Below are 24,972 nucleotides of genomic sequence, written 5' to 3'. Positions count from 1 at the left end.
TTCTGACTCTCCTAATTTCTAAAACCTACAAAACAGGAACCCAATCTTTAAAAATAGCAGCAAGAGTATATTCTTTAGTAAATTGTTCTGATGTTAACAAATGGGACCAACTCACACGTGAAGCTGTGTTTCCTCCTGCTCCTGTAGATTGATATTCGCCATAAAAAGTAGTAGTTTCTGCTTCCGGTTTACTCCAGTTATGCCAGCCTTCCGATTTAATATGTGCAGCCATTTCGCATTGAATAAAAACTGTTTTAGCATAAGGTCGCCAGGGTCTTCCTAAGTAATAGCTGCTATTTCCTGAATTCGTAGTCAATTTGCAATTTAAAAATACCAAACCATAGCAAGAGTTTTCCAAAGTGCTGGCGGCGGTTAAATAACCAGCTCTTGCTTTTGCAAAAATTTCACACTGATCAAAAACTGCCGTTGAAGCTCCAAAAATAAAATCGACAGTTCCTTCTATATAACAATTTTTATAATACTGTCTGCTTGTGGCACTACGAGGATACAGCGTATCCTGAAAACCCAGAAATTTACAATTATCAAAAATAATTTTATCCCCATCAACCCTCACGGCGACTGCCTGACCTACAGGTCCTGATGAATTTTCGAAGGTGATATTCTGAGCTTTAAAATTATCAGCTGTAACAATAAAACTGGCTGATCCTGATGTTCCTATACCTTCTCCTGAAGCATTTTTCTTCGAAGCATAATCATCATAAGTAAGGATAACATTTTCTTTACTTTCTCCAATTAAAGTAATATTGTTTTTATCCCTGATTACTTCCAATTTCTCTTTATAAACGCCATTTTTTATTAAAATTTTAGTCTCCTTTGTCTTAAGAGGCGCAACTGAATTCAATGCTTCCTGTACCGTTTTATAATCAGCTGTACCATCAGCAGCAACAATTATATCATAGGCCTTTACTTTTTCTATTTGGATTTTACCTTTTCTGGAATAACTAGCTGCCTCAACAAAAAAACTATTCGTTAAAAAAACAGAAACCATCAAAAATTTTGCAATCATTATTTTTTATATTTTTATTAATGTTGGTTAATACAAAATTTTCTCTTTACAAAATTATTTTTTTTGATAAGCTATATTTGCTAGTTTAACAAATATAAAAACTACTTTATCGAAATAGTGGGGATAAAAAACAATTTGAATGGGGGCATATTGCTCTATTTAGAATAATTAGAAAAAGACAAGTAAATTTTATAACTTTTTTTACTATCTTTTTCTAATTAAAAAGAACGCTTATACCTTGCTTATAACCCGTTTTTTGACTTCCAATTTGGATAATCCGTACTGATTAAAGTCGCCGGCCAGTTACCATACCAGGCATAACCCACTCTTCTTTCATTATCAATTTCTGCCAATGTTGTTTTTGGAATTCCGTCACGTCCGCAAAACATAGGCAAATTGTTTGTTAAATCATAAAATCTTGCCCAGATAACATTTCCGGGAGAAGAAACCACAATGACATCCTGACCCGTAGGTTGAGAAGCATCGGTAATTTTTTGAGTTGTAATATCAAATAACTTAGCGCCGTTAAACCAATCCATAGCATCCTTTATGGCTTGTTTTACTGCTGCTGAAGGTTGTTCAACCAACATTAAAACCTTTACAACTCCCACCGATTCCGAACCACTAAAAGAAGGTAATTCGTAAGCTCTGGCCAAAGCAGGTTGTAAAGTAACCTCATCATGCTGCGCGCACCAAACTGTTTTTTTGCCTTTATAAGAAATCTGTGTTTGTAAAATAATATCGATTCCTTTATTAAAAGCGGTAACTGCTTTATTCTTATAGTTAGGATTAACTAAATCCATGTTGTTTTTTCCTTTACTAATGTCCCACATCAAATTCATCACATTAGCCATCGCATTATCATTATAGGTTATCTGATGTCGGTAACCACTTTTATCCGGATAATACTGTGGCCAGCCACCATTAGCATATTGTGCTAAAAACAAATAATCAATGGCTTTTTCGGCTGCTAATAAATAATTAGGATTCTGAGTTGTTTTATAGTCGGCTAATAACCATCTTAACTCCGTTACCACATGACCATTATCTATCGTGGTATCAGTATTATTTTTTGAGGCCAAAGCAGTAGCTTTTTGTTGATCTGTTTGCACCAAATTGTAATCATTTAAATCCGGAACTGCTTTTCCCCATCCGCCGTTACTTCTTTGCCACAATAAAATACTTTCTCCTCTTACTGTGGTGGCATACGTTGCTGTCACTCCTGAAATAGTAATCTGAATTTGCGCACTTTTTCCGCTTCCGTCTGTGGTTGTGGCTGTAACTGTAACCGTTCCGTTTAATCTTGGTGTTAATAATCCGTCAGCATTTACAGTAGCAATAGCCTGACTGGAAGTTGTCCAAGTAAGTGTTTTGTTACTGGCATTTTCGGGGCTAATTTGAGTAGTCAACTGCAAAGGTTGTCCATTAGTAATCGATGCATTGGTTATGGAAATACTTTGTATCAATACCGCAGCTGTTGTTATTCCGGAAACGGTATAGGTTTTATCTCCTTTACTTCCTGAGCCGTCTTTGGCAGTGGCTGTAACTTTTACGGTTCCGTTTTTAAGTCCGGTCAAAAGTCCGGTTTCTGAAATTACTGCCACACTTGGGTCAGAAACACTCCAAGTAAGTTCCTTGTTTGTGGCATCTGTTGGCAACACTGTTGCTGTTAATTGTTTTGGTGTACTTGTTAGAGAATTATCACCATTAATGACAATTGTTTTTACCTGTACTTCTCCTAAAGCATCTTTAGAACAGGAAACAAACAAAGTCAGACAAATTAAAACTATGATTTTTTTCATTTCGTAGATTTTTTTCAATCAAAAAAGCAGATCGATTATTTAAAATAATATCTTTTAAATTCAGGAAGTATTAAAAGAGGCATGCATATAAATAAGCACGCCTCAAAAAAAACTAAAAACTAACTATTTTATTACAATCTCCAACGCGGATCTCCACAATCTCTTAAACCTCCAAAACCAGAGTCAATGAATGCAAAATTTCCATTAGCATAATCTTCCCATAAGGAAGTAGAAGTTCCTGAATACCTAAAATTAATTGGTGATGGAGGACCAACTGTATAAGCCGTATCAGAGGTATCATAAGTATTAGTAAATATAAATGAAGTTTCTGCCATAGTTCCTGACTTAACAAAGTTAAAAGCATAGACTTGGGTATTTGATAAATCCCATCCTCTTGAAATAATTGTATTAGTAAAAAATACACCATCAGTACTATTAGAAGCAAATTCAAATAAATTGGCACCAGCAGCAACTACTTCACTAAAAGTACAATCCTCAATTTTTATACTTGTCACAGGAGTTGTAGCTTTATTTACAAGGAATTTTTGACACTTATAAAGTGTTGAGTTTTTGAATAGAATATTTCCAAAATTAAATCCTGATGTTGACTCATTCATTAAAACAGAATAATCCCTTATATTGGTAACAATCGAATTATTAATTATAAAATTATTTAACAATCCTGTAGTTCCCGATCTACTTCTCATAAGACCTCTAAAATCATAAATTCTACAATTGTCAAATTTCAATTCGTTAATAGTATATGATTTATCAGGGCTAAATAAATAACCCGAAGGATTTGTTCCCGGAGATAATGGTTGATACAAAGAAACTCCATCAAAAACAACAGAAGTAATATTCGAATTTTCTACAAATTTAAACTGACTAGAGACCGCTATTTTAGCTCCTCCCGGTACAAAACTATATCCGCTCTTAATAGTTACAGATTTACTGAAGCTAAATCCTGTAGCGTTATAAGTATAATTTCCATCCAAAATAATGGTACTAGCTTCGGGTGCAGAAGCCAATGCACTCATTAACAAACCAGGATCATTAGTTCCTCTTAAATCAATAACGTCCGGTCCAGTAGGTAAAGGCTCTTTGGTAGTATAAACTTCCCAACCTCTTACTGTTGAACCACTATAAATGGCAATTTGATATTTGGTTCCCGGTGTTAATCCATAAATGATTTTTTCTCCATTTAGTTTTTCATCGTCCGTAGTAGGATAACTGGCTAAAGGAGTTTGCAATAACTCGTCTTCAAAAGCAAAAACTTTAATATCTGTCACTTCTGCTCCGGCATCTACTGTAGCCCAATGTACTTTAGCTCCGGTATCAATTACATCTGATCTTACAGGTATTGCCATTATAGAAGGAAAACGTTGCGTTTTTATATCTCCTAATTCGGACATTTTACTATTATATTGTTCGTCAGAAGCGTAGGCAATAGCTCTTACCTGATATGAAGCATTCCACACTAAATTGTCAAAGACAACCTCATTACTACTCCCTTCATAAGTTTTAATCACCGTTTTAAAAGTATCTCTACTAATTTCTACTTTATATGCAATTGCCGATTTCATTTTGGCCATACTGACAATAATAGTATTATCAATAGAATTTAAGGGCTTATTCAAAACGGGTCTAAAAAGCCTGGTTTGCTTAACCATATCTTCATTCTCGCTACAAGAATAAAGGAATAATACTCCAAAAAAGAAAAGTATTATTCTGTATATATTTTTGTTTAAATTTTTCATTTTTTTTGAAAGCTTTAAATTAATTTAAAAATTAAATCCGTAACCATCATTTTGCAATAATCCCTGGCTATTAGTTACTGCAACACTTGGAATAGGCATAATATATCTTACCGGAGCTGTTGTATAATTAGCCCAGTTAGTAGTTATCCATGATTGGTAAGGTGATGGATCTGTTGCATTTGGTGTTCGGTGTAAACTAATTAACCAGTTTGCTCTTTTCCAAGTGTCATCAGGAGCTGCAGCAACTTTAGTATCTGAATTTAATATTACTAAATTACCACTCTCATCATATTTCCAGTAAAGATAATCCGGTAAATCACCAAATCCTAAATAAGCATCATCTGCCAGTTTTTTGAGTCCTTCAACAGTTTCATTAATTTTAGTATCATATAAATTCCAACGAATTAATTCATACTTACGAATCATTTCTCCTCCAAACTCCCAGGCTCTTTCATCTACAATGGCATCAAAAAAAGCTGCTTTTCCTGCTGAAACGGAAGCTATATATTGATCTACTTTTTCTGGCCAGTCAACTTGATTAAATGCTCTTTGTCTTACTCGGGCAAATGCTGCTCTTGCTGCAGGTGTAGGACCATTCAATTCATTCTCAGCCTCAGCATACATCAATAAAACATCGGCATAACGTAACATTGGCCAGTTGATTCCAGTGCCTTTATTAGTTGACGGTCCTGGTGGAGGATTAAGATATTCTCTGCTCCATTTTCCTTGAGAAATAGAACCAATAGCCACTACTTGTTGTTTAAAATCTTTATCTCTGTAATACAGTCCGCAGGTAACATCTCTTCTAATATCCTTTTTATCAAATGAATAATAATAAGTTGGCGGTACATTCATATAATTACTTCCGGAACCATATAGATGTGTTCCGGCATCTACACGAATACCGATATTCCAGGCTACATCCCCTTCTCCAATTGCAAACGGAACTTCAAAAAGAACATCGCTATCATCTTTTGGAATTACAAATGTTGATTCATTCATAAATACTTGTCTAAAATCTGTAGGTAATTCTCTGTCTTTTAAATCCATCAACTTTTTAGAATAATCACGTGCAATTGCATAATAATCTAAATAATCTGCCATTCTGTCCATAGTCATATCCGGTTTCAAAAAATAACCTCCGCGTTGCAAAGCCAGTCTGGCAATCATCCCTAAAGTATACTCTCTATTTACCTGTTCTATCTTAAAAGGAAGTTCATCAGCCCATTTCATATCTGCTTCAATATTAATTAAATCCTGTATTACAGAAGAAAGAATCACATTTCTGTCTTCCTTAGGTAAATTAAATTCAAGTCCAGCCTTAGGAGCCTGATTTGAAAAAGGCACATCTCCAAAATGATAAATTAACATACTATACCAGTAGGCTCTTAAAGTATATGCTTCTCCTAAAAAATGTTTCATGTCTTTTTGGATAGCAATATCTGTTGAATTCAAAGCCGCGCTTTTTGTAATTCCATCGATCACAATATTGGCATCCCTAATGGCTTTATAAGCAACTTCCCAAACCACTTTTAAGTCTCCGTTGTTAGCTTGGGCTTCTAAACGCCAAATTTCATAACGGGCTGTACTTCCGGTTCCTGAATTTTGTTCTATATCGGTATTTCCTGTCATATTATTAGACAATCTGGATCTAAATGCATCTTCACTAAAGTGCTGATAAATAGCATTTGTTGCTTTTCTGGCATCATCTACATTAGAAAAAACGTATTGAGTATCAAATGTGGACAATGAATCCGGATCTAAAAAATCAGAACAGGCATTCAAAGACAATGTCAGTGCCAAGATTGATATATATTTTATAATCTTCATAATAGTTTTTTTATTATAATTATTAATTAGCTTCAACTTTTAAAAAGTAACATTTACACCGAAAGTAAATATTCTACTTTTCGGATATGAAGAATAATCTAATCCCGGTGTTAAAGCAGCATAACCATCACTTCTGGTTGAATTTACATCAGGATCAAAACCTGAATATTTGGTCCATAATGCTAAATTGGTTCCTGTAACATAAAATCTTAAACTTGAAACAAGAAATTTTTTCATGGCTTCCATTGGAACGGTATAACCAATAGTCACGTTGTTTAATCTTAAATAAGAACCGTCTTCAATTGCCCAATCGCTAACCACGGGAGTAGAACCACCAAAAGAGTTGTTCCCGCTCCAAATTGTCTTCCCTTGATTCATTTCTGCTAATTGCGCTAAATCTGTAACTACACTTCCCGCTGTTCCTGTATAAGAACCATCCATGTCGATATAAGTAAATCGTTTTGAAGAATTCATAGAATTTAACATATTCCCATAGGAAGAACGATACAATTGGTTATAATCAATTTTACCTGTATTATATACATCGTTACCTATAGACCAATTGAAAAAAGCAGAGATATCAAAACCTTTCAGATTACTTGTAAATCCAAATCCTCCTTGTGCTTTTGGTAAAGCATCACCAATAACTTTTCTATCATTGGTATCTATTTTCCCATCACCATTTAAATCTTTTAATTTCATATATCCTGGTTTCACACTCGAAACACCAAGAATCCCTTTATTATCCGGAACTCCTTCTTTTAAAACATAACTTTTAGAATTTTCATTATAGCTATCAAAATCATCTACCGTGTACATTCCGTCATTAACATAACCATAGATTAAACCAACCGACTTACCTACTCTTAAATAATAATCATCTCGGTCTTTTAAGTCTGTACTACCCCAGTTCGATTGGATAAAACGTTCTGTTGTACCATCTAAAGCAACTATTTTAGCTTTATTGGTTCCTATATTGAAATTAAAATTCAGGGAAAAATCTTTTTTATTAATCAAATTTGTATTTACGGCTAACTCAACTCCTTCATTAGACGTACTACCAATATTTGCCCATTGTGAACTAAATCCTGATGTTTGAGAAACAGCAGATTGTAATAATAAATCTTTAGTTGTGTTTCTGTAAACATCCAAACTACCATTAATCATTGAATTAAATAATCTGAAATCTAATCCTGCATTTCTGTTGATAGTTGTCTCCCAAATCAAATCCGGATTAAATAATACATTCCCGTTTATTCCATAATATACATTGTAATTATTAGTTCCAAAACCAGGTCCATTATTAGTATCTGATTTAAATAAGAATTTTGTTGAGTTTGCAGAAATTCTGTCATTTCCTGTTTCCCCATAAGTCAATCTTAATTTTAATTCATCAACAATTTTAGAATTTTTAAAAAATGGTTCATTAGATATTTTCCATCCTATTGCAAATGCCGGAAATATACCAACATTATTTTCCTTGCTAAATTTACTTGAGGCATCGCGACGGGCGGTTGCTGTAAATAAATATTTGTCTTTAAAAGAATAATTTAGTCTTCCAAAGAAAGAATAATAATTTTCATCCGTATTTTCATAAGTACTATATTCTATTAAAGTCCCTAAATTCATGGAGGCAAACATTTCTTTAGGAGTAATAGATTCTCTAAAATCCTCCACTCTGGCATGTTGCGATTTTCCACCACTGGAACGTACTTCCTGCCCTAATAAAATTCCTAATTGATGCTCCCCTATATTTTTAAAATCATAATTTACAGTATTTGATACTCTATATGAAAAACCTTCCGAGTTATCTTTTGTTCCTAATGGTCTACTATTTCCCTCCTGTTGCGCTACACCTGTCAAAGGACCATAAAAACGTAAATTTTCTCCAAAAGATCTACTGGTTGTTACTGTAGATTGTGCCTTTAAATTATCTAAAATATCCCATGATAATCCGGCATTAAACACATAAGTTCTTGTAGTTCTTTTTCTCCAATCCTGCTTTACTAAATCTACCGGATTTATCAAATTCAAAATAAATGACTGATAATCGTCTTCATTATCTACATTAGCAATATCAAATTCTAATTCATCAGCAATACCATTTGTAGGTCTTGATGTCACTAGATTTTTAATTCTAATTTGAGAACTACCAGAAGTTCCGGCTCCATCCACTTCTAAATTTGTAATTCTGGAAGATAAATCCAATCTTAATTTTTTAGAGATTTCATGATTTAATTTAAAATTAAGTACATCACGATTTAACCCGGATCCAATCATTAATCCCTGATCTCTATTGGAAGTATAGCTCAAAGACATTTTTGTTTTTTCGCTTCCTCCGGAAATACTTAAATTATTATATCTGGAAATAGTAGAATTACCTAAAACTTCATCTTGCCAGTCGTTAGCTTTTTTATATTTATAAAGTTCTAAATCATCGAATTTTCCAAAATATTTTTCAAAATTTCGAACGTCAGCATCCGATTTCATTCTTGCCGTTTCATATTGCATTTGAACATATTCGTATGGTGACAATACATCTAATTTTCTGTCTTTTGGTAATTTTAACAACTGCATGTAAGAGTTGTAACTTATAGTTGTTTTTCCAACTTTAGGTTTTTTGGTTGTAATAACTACAACACCATTAGCTCCCTGAGCACCATAAATAGCTGTAGTAGCAGCATCTTTCAAAATATCAATACTCTGAATATCACTTGGTGGTATATCATTTATATTACTCACTATAAAACCATCTACAACATATAAAGGTGAGTTGTCCTGAGTAATAGATCCTCCTCCCCTCACGCGAATTACAATATCGGCACCAGGAGCACCATCGACTGATTGTACACTTACACCTGCCAATCGTCCTGCCATCGCTTCTGCTACATTCGTTACAGGAATTTTAGATAATTCTTTTGCTCCTATGGAAGCTACAGAACCTAACAGGTTTTCTTTCTTTATCGTTCCGTATCCAAAAGAAACTACCTTTACTTCGTCAAGATCAGTTGCTGAATCTTTCATTGTTATGGACAAAGTTGTTTTTCCTGCTATTGCTACATCACGGGTTTCCATTCCTATAAATGAAAAAACCAGATGACCATTAGCAGGAACATTTGCAATTACAAATTTTCCATCAATATCAGTTACAACACTATTTTTAGTTCCCTTTAAAAGTACTGTAACACCAGGTACCCCCATGCCATTGCTATCAACCACCGTACCTTTTACTGTTATTTCATTTTGAATAACATCAGTTAATGTATTGACTTCTGTATATCTGCCATTTAAATAATTTATGGTTTTAGATTTGACATTAGCACTAATTGTAAATTCAATTAAAGAAAATGCAATTGAAAACAATAGCGTTTTTCTCTTCAAAAATTGAAACAAGTCAAAGTTGTCCTTCGACAAATAATTCTTCATAATTTTTTGGTTTAGTTAGTTAATAATTGTTGGCGTCCCGGAGAGTTGAATTTTTTTTGATGGTAAACTCTATTCAACTAAAAATCTCCAGAAAAAAAGTGGAAGTCTTTTTTTACATAAAAAATATTTTATAAGGTTTAACAATAAAAATTAAACAATTGCATTTTTATAATAATTAAAATTCATTTATATAAATTTTAACCTGAATAAAATGCATTTTGTTTATTTCAAAAGTAAGTTTTAGTAAACTGAAGAACAGGGATAAAATACAAATTGAAGGGGGTCAAATTACCAAAACCCTTGTTTTTAAAGGAAGTTTAAAACAAATTGCAATACTAGGCCTAAACCAATTTAAAGTATTATTCACTTTTTCTCAAAAAAAAAATCCGCACTAAAAAATGATTTTAATGTGGATTTTTTCGATCGAAAATTTCTCTTCCGTTTATAAAAATATAATTTAATACATCTTAGTTTTTAAAAATCCCAACTCTTTTAACCAAAGTTCACATAGACTAGTCCAAAGTTCCGTAGAACCAGGGTTGTTTCTTAAAGCGATTGAATGCCCTCCCTGTGGAAAGATATGTAATGCTGATTGTATCACTTTTGACTGTAAAAGAGCATTATAATATTGTAAACTGTTTAATGGATTAACAACCGGATCATTTGCTGCACACACCACAAAAGCCGGAGAAGTAGCTGAATCAACATTTAATTCTCCCGAAAAAAGAGTCTCTAATTCGTCTGAAGTTTTTTTTCCTAATAAGGCATCGTGACTCCCTTTATGGGTCTTTTGTTTCATACTAATAGCACCGGAAACAATAATCTGAAAATCAGGATTTATCGACACAGAATCTAAAGAGTCATTTATTTTCGAATAATCGGTTTTAATGGTTGCCAAATTCGCAGCCAAACCTCCACCCGCTGAACATCCCATGACACCTATTTTATTCTTATCAATTCCCCATTTTGTAGCATTATCTCGAACTATTTTCATAGCTCTTTGCCCATCCATTAAAGGGCCGAAAGCTGGATTTTTTAAATCAGGAGAAGTTGGCATTCTATACATCACTACAAAGGCATTTACCCCAATAGTGTTAAACCATTTAGCTAATTGTAATCCGGCAATGTTATAAGTTAGTTTTTGATAACCTCCCGGCGGAAATATTAAAACGGCCGTTCCGGAATTTTCTTCTTTCGATGTAAAAAAAGCATACATTCCCGGCACATCTACCTGAGTAACACGTTCGCGTTCTTCAATACGCTCTAATTGCATTCCCTTTGAATTAAGCATTTTTCCTTTAGGCCAAAGCGGTATATAATCCTGTCCCAATGCGGAAAAAGACAAAACAAGAGCGAATATTAGATTTAATTTTTTTATGCTTTTCATAATAAAATAATTTTGTAGGGTCGTCAAAAAAACGCGAACTACATGTCCCCTTTTTCTAAATCCCAATTACTTTCTTTTTGAAAAATATTTTTAAACTGATATTTTTCAGCCTGACTTTTAGTCAACTGATGCGACCAACTCACCCGTTTCGAAACATTCGCGCCTTCTCCATTATTATTATACTCGGCAAAAAAAGCGGTCTTTTCTTTTTCAGGATTGTCCCAATTATGCCAGCCAACAGCCAAAATATGTTTCCCTAAATCACAATCCATAAAAACTACTTTAGCATAATCCCGCCAGGGTCTGCCCAAATAAACTTTATCAACTCCGTCATCGGCAGTTAAATGGCATTTTATAAATACATATCCAAAAACATTCTCTTTCGGAGTATTGGCAGCCGTAATAAAAGAATTAGTTTTGCTGTGTATTTCACAGCACCAAAAAATAGCCGTAGCAGCACCAAAAATAAAATCTGTCGTACCGGAAATATAGCAGTTTTTAAAATACTGCCTACTGTTCTTTCCCGCTGTATATAAAGTATCCTGATTCCCTAAAATACTGCAATTTGAGGCAATAAAAAAATCACCTTCCACATGTAAAGCCACAGCCTGACCAACTCTCCCAGCCGAATTTTCGACAGTAAGATTTTCTATTTTGATATAATCGCCTAAAATTTTCAGAGTATAACTCGTAAAAGTTCCTATTCCCTGCTGTCCGGAATAATTATTATAATCGATAATGGTTTCTTTCTTACTTTCACCAACAAGCGTAATATTGCTGTGAAAAGAGTCAATTAAAACTTTCTCTTTATAATGTCCCTTTTTTATAAATATTATCTTTTCCTCCATCGAAAAAGCACCACAGGCAGTCACCGCTTCCTGTATCGATTGATAATCTCCGGAACCATCCAGAGCAACGATGTAAGTATATCGGGGATTTGTGGCAAATAATGTATTCGTTGAAATTAACAACAAATAACTTAGTAGCCACCCAAAAAAATATTTCTTCATTCTTCATTAATATTAAAAAAAGAAAGAATAACAAACTGTGATTTATTATCCTTTCTTTCAAAACTAACCATTAAATTTTCAAAATCATAGTACTCACTTTAAGCATAATATTTTTTAAAAATTTTATTACTAACCTTCTGCAAACTTAGTTTTTCTAATGCTTAACAAGTAGGCTATTTTACAATTTAAACAGGGTAATATTACAACAAACCTCTTTTATCCAATTATTTTAATCTCAAAATAGCGCAAACAACAAAGGAGTTAAAACTTAATTTAACTCCTTTGTTGTTTGCGCTATTCTATTTCTATTTTACTTTATTCTGATTCGAATTGGGTTTCAATTCGTCCGGACTGTCTTTAGTATAAGTATTAAAAACTTCTTTTGACGGACTTACCATAATATCCTGAATTACTTCAAAAGAAACTTTGTTTTTCGGATTAAAATTATCCGAATTCATATAATTTTGAAGCGAATAAAACAATTGTTTCGAAGCCAATTTGTTTTGTACTTCCGGACCTAAATTAGCGCTACTCACTATAATTTTTCCCTTTCCTACCTGAGCTTCAAAAACCAAAGCCAATCGGCGGTTCATAAACCAAGTATCAATTGGTTGGATTAGCGGACGGAAATTTGCCGGAAAATCTTCCAGAGTCATTACCTGAGCTTTGTTTTGAATATCCCACCATTGCAAATCACTGTAATAATCGGTTGGGAAGTTTTTAAAGGCTGCACTCTTGTCCTGAATTAACATTCCGGTTACGTGTGGCGGACGCATTTTGAACCAGGAAGTATTCCAAAATACCGGCAAAAAATTCATTGCTACTTCTTTTCCTTTTACCACTTTTCCGGCTACATTCAAAAATACTTTTTCTCCTTTGTCTAAAACCGCTTTGGCTTTTTCGTCCAAAATAGTGGTGTAGTATATGGATGGTACCATTTCTGTTTTTACCTCAGGATACACCCAAAAATCCCAGTCGTTCACAAAGTCAGTTCCATCCACTTTTACTTCCAGATTATATTTACCAGCTTCTTTCATTTGATTCAAAGAATAACTCAAATTCCCAACCGGCAAACCATTTCCGTTTTCATAGGTTTTAGCATCAAAATTTCCGGAAGCAACCATATTTCCCTTTTCATCTTTTATTGTCCAACTAACAATCGTATTTTTCAATGGCACATCAGCAGAATGAAAAAGTGCAATATCTGCTTTGAAAGTTTCATTGTTCGAATAAACAAACTTCTCGATTTTTGCCAAAGGCACAGTCGAATTACAAAAACGCGAAAATTCTTTAGCTGTAACATAACCTTTCTCCTGAAAAAAAGCATCTAAAACACCTACTAAAGCCGTTCCCTGACCTGGAAAATCCTGTAATCCTAACATTTGGAAACCACCGTAATCAGGAGTGCGAAGTATTTTTTCAATTTCATTTTTATAACAAAGTACTTGTAATTTTCCGGATGCATTCAAGAAATCTTTCGCCTGGTCGCCCATGTGATGATCGGCTAAATCCTGACGGAACATTTCAAAATTTTTGGCACGATACACTCCGGTATATTTTTGGATTTCATCAAAGTTTGGAAACACACAGTATTGCCCAATTTCATGTGCTACAAATGGCACTTGGAACTTTTGAATTTCAGCACTAAAATCGGAAACTGTTTCTAAAGTTTTATCCCATTTCAATCCGCGAACTCCTCCACGAACCAAATATTCGGCATTAGGAACCACTGGCCAGCTTCCTCCTACTGACATTCCTGTATAAACTCTTCTGCTGTCTTTTGTTTTCCAAAAATCAACAAATTCATTGAGATACTTCACCTGATTTCCTGCTGGTTCATTCCCGGCCGAGAGCATTGTAAAGGAAGCATAATTTCCATAATCCTTAACCATACGTTCGGTTTCTTCGTAAAGAAATTTATCCACGGGCTGTCCTAATCCAATTTTTGGCCCGTGATTTGGCCAGCTTGGTCCTTCGGGTTGTAAATAGAGACCAACTTTATCAGCAGCAATAAAAGCTTCTTCCGGTGGACACCAGGAATGAAAACGCACGTGATTCAATCCGTAAGACTTAATCTTTTTAAAAGTAACTTCCCACTCTTCCACCGTTGTTGCCGGATAACCCGTAAGCGGAAATTCGCAGTTATGAACCGTACCTCTCAAAACTACCGGAACACCATTTATCATAAAATGATTCCCTTGAATTTTAAATTCACGCATTCCAAAAGAAACCGTTTTCTCTGTTTGAATTGCTTTTGAATCTAATTTTACTTTCAAATTGTACAAAGCAGGATGGAATTCGTCCCAGGTCAACATTCCTTTGCCAAAAGACAATTCGAGCATAATAGTATTTTTAGACATTTTCTCCACCAAAAATTTCGAAGACACCTCTTTGGCTACATCAGAAGTCATACTATTAAAACTTTTAGCAGCTATTTCTATTGTTCCTTTGAAGGTATTTAAAGAATTGTTTGCAACAGAAATTTTCACAATCGCTTTACGGTTTTTCAAATCAGGATACACCTGAACATCATCAAAATAAACCAATTCGGAAGATTGCAACGCAATATCACCTATAATTCCATTCCAGTTTCCCTGCGTATGATCGGTTACACTATGAGAATCAGGACCTACGTTAATTTTTTTGATACTATTATCTATTCGAATGGAAATGCGCTGTTTTCCGGGAGTTAAAAAGTTAGTCAAATCATAATCATGTGGTGCCACCAATGAATTTTGCATACCCACTTCTTTGTCATTTATCCAAACACGGGTTTCAATATGCGCTCTTTCCAAATGCAAAACGATACGCTTTCCTTTCCAGTTTTCAGGAACATTAACTTCTTTTTGGTACCAGGCCGCCCCCACATAATGTCGGGCTGGCGTTAACCAAAAAGGAATATGAATATTTCCGGGTTGACGGTATTTTTCTAAACTGGGTCTGAAATAAAAAGAACTATCATAAATAGAACCTGTCCATTTGGTTTTCAAAGTAATTTTGTCTCCTTTTAAAAATTCAGCCATGGAACCGGGCAAATGAATTTTATCTGAAAGATTCTTATTGAACCATTTTTGCTGAATTCCTTCATCATTGCGGTCAATTTGAAATTGCCAGTCGCCCTTTAAACTGATTGTTTTTTCCTGAGCAAAACCACTTAGGCTAAAAAAAATCAAAAAAAGACTAAAGTAAAAATATCTTTGTATCATTAAAATGCATTTATAGTGTTAATAAATTTGTTAAACAATACAAATATTATTCTTTATTCCATGACTAACTAATTATTTCATTCAAACACTTAAATAATTAACGTTAATAAGAAATCAAAAAATAGGATAATCTAATCCTGATTGATAAAATACAACGCCTGCGGATAATTTGCTATTGCCATTAAAGCATTGTAAATATATTGACTCACCAAAGCGCCACCTTCAAAATTAATCAAATCAATATCATCCTCCGGAGTATGGTATTGTGGATGACCACCTGTATGAAATCCTACAGCCGAGATACCCGCTTTATAGAAAGAAACATGATCAGAACCTCCTACATCACCGGCATGAATAACCGGATTCAAACCACTATTTTCTCCTATTTTTTTCATCAGTGCTACGCCTTCAGGGAAAGTTCCTGCACCTCCCATATAAATTTGTTTTTCAGCATTTAATCGTCCTACCATATCCATATTCAGCATTACTTTTACAGCATCTTTAGGAACAGCCAGATGATTGATAAAATATTTTGACCCTAACAAGCCTTCTTCTTCTCCACTAAAACCAATAAAAACAATGCTTCTTGCAGGTTTTTCTTTAGACTTAGAAACTTTCTCTAAAATACAAAGTAAAGCAGCAACTCCAGAAGCATTATCGTCTGCTCCATTATGAATCGCCACAGTATCTTTCTTTTTGCTGCCAGAGCCTACTCCGCCCCAACCCCAATGGTCATAATGCGCGCCAATCACAATGTATTCATTTTTGAGTTTTGGATCTGAACCTTCAATAAATCCCACAACATTCTGTGTTTGCACTGTGTCTGATGGCATTTTATTCACCCCTTCTTTTACAAATAATTTGAAAGATTGATAATAACCATCGGCATTCAAAGGCTGTAAATGGTATTTCTGAAAATATTTTTTTATATAAGCTGCTGCTTCATTATTCTCCTTGGTTCCCGGAAATCTTCCTTCCATTTTATCCGAAGAAAGATATTTATCATGTTTATAAAATGTTTTTGCCAAATGGTTATTTTGAGCACGCACAGTACAACTAAAAAAGATTGCAATCACCCACAAATATTTCCATTCTATTCTTTTTACCAATAACATATTTAATGTTTATTTTAATTCAAAAATTTTATCCATCAACAACCATTTCTCTCCTGGTTGCGTATCCGGAAGTGCTTGTTGAAATTTCCACATTAAGGTTTCCCATTCCTGAACTTTTGGATTTATTGCATCCAATTTTGATTTTTTCGCAAAAGAAAAGTTTTCATCAACTTCCATAATCATCAGCAAACGATTTTGCACATTGTATATCTCCAAATTTATAATTCCGGATTTTTTTATACTCTCTATAATTTCAGGCCAAACATTCTGGTGGAAAGTTTTATATTCATCAATTAAATGAGAATCATTTTTTAAATCCAAAGCAAAACAGTATTTTTTCATAAACTACAATTATTTTTTCATTTCAAAACTTACATACTTACTATATCTCCTGTTATAAGTATATACAATGTGAATTTTACGATTAGCCGTTTGAATAATGGCGGGATAGCTAAATTCTCCTTCATTTTGATTTTCAAGATCCAATAACTTCTCCCATTTTATACCATTAGTAGAAAATTCAACATCCAAAACATTTCGCCCGTAAAACCAGTCTTTTCCTTGTGGCAATGGATTGTTAACTAATAAAAAAGAATGGTTTGATAAACTTAAAGCATCAATACCTGAATTAGAATTTACTACATCAATGATTTCAGCATTAGTCCATGTTTCTCCGTTATTAACAGACCAGCTAGTTACCAATTTATTATGCTTACTTCTAAAAAGTAATTGTAATTTTTTATTGGAATGTTCTAAAATTGTAGGCTGAATTATATCGTATTCCTCATCATTTGGGATAGAAATTTTAGACCAGGTATCAGTTAATTCATTATAGATTTCTATATGAGCTCTCCATTGGTTGTTTTCGACACTTTCGGTACTGCTCCCGCATAAAATAACACCTGGATTAACTTCAATAGCTTTATTTCTAATGGGTCCCAAAAATCCATCAGGCAGATATTTTGGTGCACTCCATGAATTTCCATCATCAATGGATGTAATCATTGCTCCAAACCATTCTCTCGGGTTTTTGCCAACTTTGTAAAATAAATATAATTTTTTAGTCTTCTTACTCTTAAATAAAACTGGATTCCAACAGGCTAAAGTATCGCCTTGTTTCACTGCAGGTTTTACAACCAATTGAGGTGGTGTCCAAGTACTTGCTTCTAATTTTGAAATATAGATAGCAACATCTTTTGCTCCTTCATAACTTCCTCCAAACCATGCTGCCATAATTTTATTTGGCTTATATTCAACTAAAGTTGCCGCATGGCTATTAATGGTTACTGGTTCACTTGCAATATAACTGTTTGTAACCTTAATGACAGAAGGTTTCTTAAGCAAGGCATTACAGGAAAAAAACATTGAAACAATCCCTAAAACAAAATATTTTAATTTTAAAAATTTCATTATTTTTCGCCTTTAAGTCCTAATTTATGTCCGGCAACAGCATAATATAAAATAACCAGATAACAAGGTAATAAAATCCAATAACCTTTAGTGGAAGCGGTAGCCGTTGCCAGAGCCTCGTCCATCCCCTGGGTTAAAAATTCCGCTTTATTTGCATCAACCCATTTTCCATACAGAGGAGGAATAATTGCACCACCAGAAATAGCCATAATTAATAAAGCAGAAGCTGTTTTAGTAAATTTTCCCAATCCGTTTAAAGTAAGGGGCCAAACAGCAGGCCAAACCAAAGCATTAGCAACTCCTAGAGCGGCTACAAATAATACTGAGGTAAATCCTGTTGTAAACACAATACAAAAAGATAAAATAATACCTAAAGTTGCACTCAATTTTAAAGCTAATGTTTGCGAAATATATTTTGGAATTAAAATAGCCCCCGTAGCATAAGTGGCTACCATTGCCATCAAAGTAAAAGTGGTAAAAAACTTAGCATCCGCAACAGGAATACCTAATGAAATTCCATAAGCAATAATAGTATCACCGGCAATAACCTCTACTCCCACATACATAAAAAGTGTGAGTACACCCAACCATAAATGTGGAAATTGAAAAATACTAGTTTTAGATGTACTTCCATCTTTTGATTCTTCAATCGGTTCTGCTTCAACATCAGGAAGAGGTGCTTTTCTAATTAAAACAGCTAAAATAAACAAAACAGAAGCCATCACAACATAAGGCATCACCACGCTATCAGCCATAGTATTTAATAATTCTGCTTTTTCGGCAGCGCTAACCACATTTAATTTTTCTTTGATTTCATCAATACCGGTTAAAAGCAATGCCCCAAAAATAAGCGAACCTAAAGCTCCTGCAACTTTATTAGCAATTCCCATAATGGAAATGCGTTTTGCAGCACTTTCAATTGGCCCTAAAATAGTAATATAAGGATTGGACGCCGTTTGCAACAAAGTCATTCCGGCACCTTGAATAAAAATTCCAGTTAAAAACATCCAATACGTTCTTGCTTCAGCAGCCGGAATAAAAACCAAAGCTCCCAAGCCCATAATAAATAAGCCCAAAGACATTCCTTTTTTATACCCAACTTTAGACAAAACATAAGAAGCTGGTAAAGCCATCACCACAAATGAAATGTAAGAAGCCGAAGCAACTAAAAAAGATTGGGCTGAAGTTAATTCATTAATGGTTTTCATAAACGGAATTAAAGCTCCGTTAATCCAGGTAACAAATCCAAAAATAAAAAATAGTCCTGCTATAATTAAGATTGGAATCAAACTATTATTTTTAGTTTGCGGTAAAGTGATGCTGCTAGTATTCATTTTAATTATCTTTTGTATGTTCAACCACATTTATGAGTTGAAACAATGAGTATTTATGTAAGTAGTATGCGCAATAGGCACTTTAACTAACGGATGCTAGTATTTTTTTAATTTTATCATAATCAGAATGAACGAGAATATGTTCATCAAAAAAAACAGAACTATTCATCGGTATTGTTCCCAATTTATTTACATAGTGTATAGTCGAAGCAGAACAATGAATTTCTTTAAATCCTGCTTCTTTAAATTGGAAGACATTTTCTGAATTGATTCCGCTACCGGGAAGGATTATTAATTGATTTTGGGCTTTGGATTCTAAATCTTTAAGGAGTTCAATTCCTTGCTGAGCCGTACTTTTTTTCCCAGAAGTCAAAATCCGATTTACATCAATAGTTTTTAATACTTCAAGTGCTTCAAAAGAATTCTCAACCCAATCAAAAGCTCTGTGAAAAGTAAAAGACAATGGTTTTGCTAAAGCAATTAATTCTTGCGTTCTAATAACATCAATGGTATTGTCTGATTTTAAAACGCCTGAAACAATTCCCTGACACCCCATTTTTTTACACAATTCAATATCGGCTTTCATAATTTCAAATTCTTCATCAGAATAAGTAAAATTTCCACTCCGTGGTCTTATCAATACATGTACCGGTATGGAAAGATTATCCTTTACTCTTTTGATTAAGCCATATGAAGGCGTAATTCCTCCTAAGGCTAATTCAGAACACAACTCTATACGATGTGCACCTGCATTTTGCGCATTTATAGCCGATTGATACGATGAAGCGCAGATTTCAAGTAGCATATTAAGTATTATAAGAATTCAGATAAAATGCAAAATAAAAATTTCACATTTGGAAAAAATAAAAGGAGAATTCCTTCTCCTTTTATTTTAATTATTAAATGAAAGAGACTAAAAAAACATCTCACAGGATGTATTAATTAACGTCCCACCAAAGTTTAGTACTTCCTTTATCAGCACCTCCTAGTAATTGAACCGCTGCATTAACCGCATCACCATTGGTACTATATTCATTAGGTAAATAAGTGATACGCTTCATAATTCCTTTTCCTATTGTAGGATCTTCTGTTGTAAGCAAAGGATATAAAATATTAGCATCCGTTCTGCGTAAATCAGACCAAGCTTCCCATGACTCTGGGAAAAGACCTAAATATTTTTGAACAGCAATTTGCTTTTTTTGATTTGCTACAGTACCTGACCATGCAACTGGTACATTCACAGGTGGTGTAGAATTGGTATACAAACTTCCAAATGTAGGTACAGCACCAGTAGTGGTTCCCGCGATATAAGCAGTTATTTGACTTTCGTCAGTTACACCCCATTGTTGTAGAGATAAGCGAATACCATCTTCATATAATTCTTTTGCGGTACTTCCCATACTCCATCCTTTCAAAGCCCCTTCTGCTCTATTAAAATCTGATTCCGAAGCCATCATTACTTCTATGTCTTTTGTTGCATTATCTGAAAATGTAGTTACCTGATTAGTTCCACTAAAATTTTTACCTTGATAAGGAATTGTTGTTCCAATACCATTAGGTAAGCCTACATACTGTCCTTTATATGTAGAAGTATTATCTAATACAGGGCTAAACCATTTTGCCATACGGGGATCATTATAACCTTTAAGAATACTTTCCATATCTGCAGTCATATAAAATCCCCAGTATTTCATAATATCTACAAAATTATTATAGGTATCTGAAGTAACTTTATAGTATGCATTATCACTATTTGACACCATCACTCCGGCACTTACAGCTGCTTCTGCTTCTGTTTTAGCTTTTGCAGCATCTATATCAGAAATTCTTAAAGCTAAACGCAATCGCAATGAATTTCCAAACTTTCTCCATTTTTCGACATCTCCGCTATATAATGCATCATAATCTTTAAATACACCAACAGTAGTTGCAGAACTGGTACTCAAAGTCGTATTAGCAGCATCCAATAGTTTGAAAAAATCAGTATACATTGCTTCTTGAGAATCATAAGCTACTGATTTACCTCCAATACCTGCCTGAGTATAAGGAATTGGTCCCCACTCATCAGTAAATCTGTGAAACATATAAACTTTCCAGATATCTAAAACAGCTAACGCTTCTGCATTTCCTGCAGCAGCTTTATAGGTATTTAAAAGAGATGGTACTGCTATTGTATAGAATCTTAACCAACCTCTACTTCTCCATCCATCATTTATTCCATTGGCATCTGTTGCTCCACCCGGATAGGCCATATAATGTGAAAAAACCATTGAATGTAAGGCTGTAGCTAATCCATAAGTTCCATAATCATCTCCTGGTAAACTCCAAGAAGCATTCCCTATTCCTTTATATAAAGCATTTGCAAATGATGGCCCTGCCATTGTTGCATCTAACTGATCAGAAGTAAGGGTATTTGGATTTGTATTTACTTCATTAAAATCCGAAGTACACCCTGTTATCTGAAACAAGAAAGCTATCGCTATAAATTTAACTATATTGTTTTTCATAATTTATTTATTAAAAGTTGAATTTTACATTAAATCCAAAGTCTCTTGTACTTGGAATGTTATAAGATTCTATTCCCTGAAGGTTACCTACACTAACTCCTTGTTCGGGATCAAAATATTTTGCTTTATTAACAAAGAAGAATAAATTTCTACCTACTAAAGAGAAATCAACTCCTGTAAATGGTGATTTTTTCAAAAATTTACTTGGAAGTGAATATCCTAGAACTACTTCTCTTAATCTGATGTTCGTAGCGTCAAAGACAAAATCTTCTGCTGATTTAGGATCTCTGCTGGCAACTTGTGACCAATAATTTTCAGCAGTTATGGAAGTTGCATTTGGTGAATAAGTACCATCCCCATTATCATTGACACCATTAACTACAAAACCATCTCTACCAGCTAAAGTAATTTCACTTGCTCCGGCTCCAGCCATTCTTGCCTGAGAGTAAGAAATCGTTTTACCTCCCATACGGAAATCTACCAAAAAGCTAAGTCTAAAATCTTTATATCTAAAAGTATTTTGTAAACCTGCTGTCCAGTCTGGATTAAAACTTCCAGCCAACACGTCAAATCCAGAAGTAAATTCAGGTAATCCACTTGTAGCATTTACAATAATTTCCCCAGCATCATTACGTTTAAATCCTCTAATATACAAATCTCCATAACCACCACCTTTTTTAACAATTGTTTGTGCTAACCTTTCATAACCAGTAGAAAGATTTAATTCATCCTGTCCTTCAGAAAGACTTAAAACTTTAGTTCTGTAAGTTGCAAAGTTTGCTGTTGCATCCCAACTAAATTTTTCATCATCGAAAATTTTAGCATTCAAGACCATTTCAAAACCTTTATTTTGAATTTTTCCACCGTTAATAACTTGTTTAGAATATCCTGAAGACTCTGGTAAGTTAATTGTAAAAATCTGATCCTTAGTATCAGTTTGGAACCAAGTAAAATCTAAACCAATTCTATTCTTAAAAAGTCTTGTATTCAAACCAAATTCTGTTGAACTTGAAATTTCCGGTTTAAGATTTGGGTTGTTCTTTAAAGTTGAAGATTGTACTACACCTCCGTTAAAACCATAAAAATACAATTGGTTAGCCAAAAGATAAGGATCTGTAGCGTTACCTACCTGAGCAAAAGAACCTCTAACTTTTAAGAAAGATAACACATCCGATTTAATATCTAACATATCGGTAACAATCCCTGATAATCCTACTGACGGATAAAAGAAAGACCTGTCATTCTCTGGCAAAGTTGAATCCCAATCATTACGTGCTGTAACATCTAAAAACAAATAATCTTTATATCCTAACTGAGCAGAACCATACAAAGAATTTACTTTTTTGTGACTATATTCTGGAGTTACAGTAGTGCTTTGTAAATTAGTCAATGTAAAATAATTTCTCTTAGTTAAAGTTCCCCCACTACTTAAACCAGTACTTTTTTGATTTCTGGCATTTCCTCCAAAATTGGCATTTAATTTAAAAACACCTAATTCTTTTTTGTAAGACAAAAGGAAATCGGTATTCATTTCTAAAACATCTCCAATCGACTCTGAATAACTTCCATAATCCTGATTTAAGATAGCGACTGCTGCATAACGAGAATTTTTAGATTTATTGGTAGCCTGATCTATACCTGATCTAACCATTAAACTTAATTCTTTTGTAAAATCATACGTTAAAGATCCAAAAGCGATAATTCTGCTTCTTTCATCAGTTCTTAAATTTCTTTTAGCTAACCAAAAAGGGTTTGCTCCCAAAGTACTTAAAGTATTTGCATCCGGATAATTATATCTAATTTGCCCGGCATCATCAATGTATTCAAAATCTTTATATTGACTGTAAGGTAAACTTCTTGGCATGGTGTAAACGGCTTCACCAATTCCTCCTTCACCAGCACCAATAGCATTTTCAATTTTTTGATTAATATAATTAGTTTTAACATCCAATTTTAATTTGTCTGTTAAGTTACTAGTCAAACGTAAATTCACATTATGTCTGTCAAGTTCATTACCAACAACAATGCCTTCAGCTGTAGTGTTTGTGTAAGAAAAATAACCTTGCGTTTTTTCATTACCCATTGATGCTGTTAAATTTTTAGACCAGTTATAACCACCTTTAAAAAAGTCTGAAGAGTTATTTGGTTGTGGGGTAAACGCATAAGTAGCCGGACCATCATAATTAGGGTTATGACTTAATTGCCAGGCAGCAACTGCCTGACCTTCCATTTTTGGTCCCCAACTAGTTTTTGATAAAGGATTATAAACTCCTCCGGCTCCTTGACCGTAAACATTTTGTTGATTCAACAAATTATAAGCATTTGATGCCATGAAATTTGAAGAAACTGAAATTTTTGCTTTTCCTTCTTTAGATCCGCTTTTAGTTGTTATCACGATAACCCCGTTACTAGCACGTGAACCGTATAAAGCTGCTGCCGAAGGGCCTTTCAATACAGTTATACTTTCAATATCTTCAGGGTTGATATTTGAAATTCCATCAAAACTTGTAGTTCCTCCAATATCTGTAGCTGGAGAAGTTACAGAGTTATCCATAGGAACTCCATCAATAACATATAAAGGTTGGTTATTCCCGGTTAGAGAACGATTCCCTCTTAATGTAATCCTGGAAGAACTTCCTACTCCTGAACCAGTAGTTGAAAAGTTAAGCCCCGCTACTTTTCCAGATAGTGAGTTCGCAACGTTTAAAGATCTTGCTTCCGAAAGTTCTTTTGTAGACACCGTCTGTGCCGAATAAGTCAACGATTTTTTCTCTCTTTTAATACCTAAAGCCGTTACAACAACCTCCCCTAATTGTTGTGCATCTTCAGATAAAGCAATGCTAATTGTAGTGGAATTTCCAACTACTACCTCTTTTGGAACAGAACCTATAAAAGTAAATACAAGAACTGCTGATTGATTAGGAACACTTATTGTGTACTTCCCGTCAAAATCTGATGACACCCCATTTGTCGTCCCTTTTACATTAATGTTTGCTCCTGGCAAAGGAACACCACTTTTTGCATCTGTAACTGTTCCTGTCACTTTAATTTGGGCTTGCGAATATTGAAACCCTAACAAGCAAAACACAAACAGTAGTTTTAATACATTTTGATTCATAATTTGGTTTTTGAGTTATTAATTTTGTTTACTTTACAATCAG

The 24,972-nt window shown here is 34.0% G+C and carries 15 protein-coding genes; all 15 read right to left on the bottom strand.

Features of this window, described 5'->3' with window-relative positions; all coding sequences use genetic code 11:
- Positions 1-25: 25 nt before the first annotated feature.
- The 15 genes from H599_RS19670 to H599_RS0112280 all read right to left on the bottom strand — a co-directional run bounded on the left by H599_RS19670 (position 26) and on the right by H599_RS0112280 (position 24,929).
- A complete protein-coding gene (locus H599_RS19670) occupies positions 26-1,027 on the bottom strand; it encodes a pectinesterase family protein (RefSeq protein WP_081810561.1) in 1,002 nt (333 codons plus the stop codon).
- Positions 1,028-1,269: 242 nt separating this feature from the next.
- A complete protein-coding gene (gene pelA, locus H599_RS20590) occupies positions 1,270-2,829 on the bottom strand; it encodes a pectate lyase (protein ID WP_155960780.1) in 1,560 nt (519 codons plus the stop codon).
- 131 nt (positions 2,830-2,960) lie between these two features.
- Positions 2,961-4,586, bottom strand: a complete 1,626-nt coding sequence (locus tag H599_RS0112345) for a DUF4957 domain-containing protein (protein ID WP_026714422.1) — start codon at positions 4,584-4,586, stop codon at positions 2,961-2,963.
- Positions 4,587-4,610: 24 nt separating this feature from the next.
- Complete coding sequence (locus tag H599_RS0112340) at positions 4,611-6,416, bottom strand: RagB/SusD family nutrient uptake outer membrane protein (protein WP_026714421.1); 1,806 nt, start codon at positions 6,414-6,416, stop codon at positions 4,611-4,613.
- Positions 6,417-6,455: 39 nt separating this feature from the next.
- Positions 6,456-9,842: a SusC/RagA family TonB-linked outer membrane protein gene (locus H599_RS0112335; protein ID WP_081810559.1), complete on the bottom strand. Its 3,387-nt coding sequence runs from the start codon at positions 9,840-9,842 to the stop codon at positions 6,456-6,458.
- A gap of 457 nt (positions 9,843-10,299) precedes the next feature.
- Entirely contained in the window at positions 10,300-11,229 is a 930-nt protein-coding gene (locus tag H599_RS0112325) for an alpha/beta hydrolase (RefSeq protein ID WP_035141561.1), read from the bottom strand.
- Positions 11,230-11,267: 38 nt separating this feature from the next.
- On the bottom strand, positions 11,268-12,239 hold the full coding sequence (locus tag H599_RS0112320; RefSeq protein ID WP_026714418.1) for a pectinesterase family protein: 972 nt from the start codon (positions 12,237-12,239) through the stop codon (positions 11,268-11,270).
- A gap of 305 nt (positions 12,240-12,544) precedes the next feature.
- On the bottom strand, positions 12,545-15,445 hold the full coding sequence (locus H599_RS0112315) for an exo-beta-1,4-galactosidase (RefSeq protein ID WP_035141559.1): 2,901 nt from the start codon (positions 15,443-15,445) through the stop codon (positions 12,545-12,547).
- Positions 15,446-15,576: 131 nt separating this feature from the next.
- Entirely contained in the window at positions 15,577-16,560 is a 984-nt protein-coding gene (locus H599_RS0112310) for a M20/M25/M40 family metallo-hydrolase (RefSeq protein ID WP_026714416.1), read from the bottom strand.
- Between the two features lie 9 nt (positions 16,561-16,569).
- Positions 16,570-16,902 (bottom strand): L-rhamnose mutarotase, encoded by a 333-nt coding sequence (locus tag H599_RS0112305; RefSeq protein ID WP_026714415.1) that lies wholly within the window; start codon positions 16,900-16,902, stop codon positions 16,570-16,572.
- Between the two features lie 9 nt (positions 16,903-16,911).
- On the bottom strand, positions 16,912-17,970 hold the full coding sequence (locus H599_RS0112300) for a sialidase family protein (protein ID WP_026714414.1): 1,059 nt from the start codon (positions 17,968-17,970) through the stop codon (positions 16,912-16,914).
- Entirely contained in the window at positions 17,970-19,304 is a 1,335-nt protein-coding gene (locus H599_RS0112295) for a sugar MFS transporter (protein ID WP_035141558.1), read from the bottom strand. The genes H599_RS0112300 and H599_RS0112295 overlap by 1 nt, the downstream gene beginning before the upstream one ends.
- An 82-nt stretch (positions 19,305-19,386) precedes the next feature.
- Positions 19,387-20,109 (bottom strand): copper homeostasis protein CutC, encoded by a 723-nt coding sequence (locus H599_RS0112290; RefSeq protein WP_026714412.1) that lies wholly within the window; start codon positions 20,107-20,109, stop codon positions 19,387-19,389.
- Positions 20,110-20,242: 133 nt separating this feature from the next.
- Positions 20,243-21,811, bottom strand: a complete 1,569-nt coding sequence (locus H599_RS0112285) for a SusD/RagB family nutrient-binding outer membrane lipoprotein (RefSeq protein WP_026714411.1) — start codon at positions 21,809-21,811, stop codon at positions 20,243-20,245.
- A 10-nt stretch (positions 21,812-21,821) separates the two neighbouring features.
- Positions 21,822-24,929: a SusC/RagA family TonB-linked outer membrane protein gene (locus tag H599_RS0112280; protein ID WP_026714410.1), complete on the bottom strand. Its 3,108-nt coding sequence runs from the start codon at positions 24,927-24,929 to the stop codon at positions 21,822-21,824.
- Between the last annotated feature and the right edge of the window lie 43 nt (positions 24,930-24,972).

This window comes from Flavobacterium daejeonense DSM 17708, from assembly GCF_000425425.1.
In the GTDB taxonomy this organism is placed as follows: Bacteria; Bacteroidota; Bacteroidia; order Flavobacteriales; family Flavobacteriaceae; genus Flavobacterium; species Flavobacterium daejeonense.
The sequence above is the reverse complement of the archived record's forward strand: the minus strand, read 5'-3'. Positions and strand labels throughout refer to the sequence as shown.